This is a genomic window from Kluyvera sp. 142486 (genome assembly GCF_046569695.1).
Lineage (GTDB): Bacteria > Pseudomonadota > Gammaproteobacteria > Enterobacterales > Enterobacteriaceae > Kluyvera.
In genome coordinates this window covers 1-1,294 of the sequence record NZ_JBKHUI010000040.1, presented here as the reverse complement: position 1 = coordinate 1,294, position 1,294 = coordinate 1, and the positions used below count along the sequence as shown (strand labels likewise).

The 1,294-nt window shown below is 54.4% G+C and carries 1 protein-coding gene; it reads left to right on the top strand.

All coding sequences use genetic code 11. The annotated features are described in order from the left end of the window. The first annotated feature begins 82 nt into the window (after positions 1-82). Complete coding sequence (locus ACLGE8_RS22640) at positions 83-1,240, top strand: DDE-type integrase/transposase/recombinase (RefSeq protein ID WP_411001368.1); 1,158 nt, start codon at positions 83-85, stop codon at positions 1,238-1,240. Positions 1,241-1,294: the final 54 nt, after the last annotated feature.

The window sequence follows — 1,294 nt, the reverse complement described above, 5'->3', positions numbered from 1 at the left end:
GGTATGAACCGGAAACATAGGTAACACTTTAGACCGGATACATGGGTAACAGTTATAACTGGCATAGAAGAGGAGACTCGCTATGCCCTGGACTGAGACCCGACCTATGCAACGCCTTGATTTTATCCGTGCCTGCCATGCAGGTACGGAATCCTTTTCAGCCCTGTGCCGTCTCTTCGGCATCAGCCGCAAAACCGGCTATAAATGGCTTGAACGTTTCGACCCCACTGACCTCTCCTCCCTCTCTGACCGCTCCCGTGCGCCATACTCCCATTCCCGGACGGTTCCGGAAGATATCGTCGGTTATCTGACCGCACTGCGACAAAAGCACCCTGACTGGGGGCCAAAAAAACTGCGGATGTGGTGTCTCAATCATGGTGTCGATTTTGCCGTACCGGCATCCAGCACTATCGGCGATATCCTCAAGCGCGAAGGCCTGGTCCCGGATAAAAAGCGCAGGCGCAGAACGCCGGGAAACCGCCAGCCCCTGACTGCCATCAGTGAGAATAATCAGGTCTGGAGCGCGGATTTTAAAGGCAAGTTCAGGTTGCTGAACCGGGAATACTGCCATCCCTTCACGCTGACGGATAATCACAGCAGGTATCTCCTGAGCTGTCGTGGAACGGACCGGGAGAGCGAGCCGTTTGTCAGAGCGTGCCTGACGGATGCGTTCCTGGAATATGGTCTGCCGGAGGTGCTCAGAACAGACAACGGACAGCCTTTTGCCGGAACAGGAATAGCCGGGTTAAGCCGTCTCGCGGTCTGGCTAATAAAGCTGGGGGTCAGGCCGGAGCGCATCAGAAAGGGGCATCCGGAGGAAAATGGTCGCCATGAGCGAATGCACCGTTCACTGAAAAGGGCAGTGGAATGTGGCAATACGTTCATGACGATGGAAGAGCAGCAGCAGTGGTTCAGCAATTACCGGGAAGAGTTTAATCAGGAAAGGCCGCATGAAGCACTGTGTGGGGTCCCTCCCGGAAGGGTGTGGGAACCGTCGCAGCGGCAGTGGGATGGCAGGGTACCGGAATACGTTTATCCGTCAGGTGCGACAGTCCATAAGGTGAAGTCGAGGGGAACGCTGTATATGGGTAAAAAGGGAACGGTGTTCCTGAGTGAAGCCCTGACAGGTGAACACGTGATGCTGGAAGAACAAGATGATGGCCTGGAGGCCATCATCTTCAATGGAATAACGCTTGCTTACTACGACCGGAAAACCCAGAGTGTGGTCCGGATAGACTGAAAAGTGTTACCTATGTTCCCGGTCTGATCTGTCACCTATGTATCCGGTCATACA

Bases quoted from the DNA above. Each gene is read 5' to 3' on its own strand.
- ACLGE8_RS22640 (WP_411001368.1), top strand. From the start codon at position 83: ATGCCCTGGACTGAGACCCGACCTATGCAACGCCTTGATTTTATCCGT.